Annotated in this window: 1 protein-coding gene; it reads left to right on the top strand. The window is 71.1% G+C overall.

The window, feature by feature from the left end; all coding sequences use genetic code 11:
• Nucleotides 1-253: NAD(P)-dependent oxidoreductase (locus SB786_RS36990; RefSeq protein WP_410731681.1), on the top strand; the 253-nt coding region annotated here is incomplete at both ends.

The following is a 253-nucleotide window of genomic DNA, read 5'->3' as shown; positions in this document are numbered from 1 at the left end:
CACGCAGCAGCAGACGCGCGGCGAGTGGCACGTGCTCGCGCCGCATCCGCGCGAAACCTTCACCGTGGGCGTGCTCGGGCTCGGCGTGCTGGGCGCGCAGGTCGCGCACGCGGTGGCCGCGCTCGGCGTGCCGGTGCGCGGTTTCTCGCGCAGCGCGAAACATCTCGACGGCATCGAGACCTTCTCGGGCGAGTTGCACGGCGCGCAGTTCGACGCCTTCCTCGACGGCGTGAAACTGCTCGTCAACCTGCTG

Origin of the sequence: Burkholderia sp. SIMBA_062, assembly GCF_046534765.1 — a bacterium.
In the GTDB taxonomy this organism is placed as follows: Bacteria; Pseudomonadota; Gammaproteobacteria; order Burkholderiales; family Burkholderiaceae; genus Burkholderia; species Burkholderia ambifaria.
The sequence above is the reverse complement of the archived record's forward strand: the minus strand, read 5'-3'. Positions and strand labels throughout refer to the sequence as shown.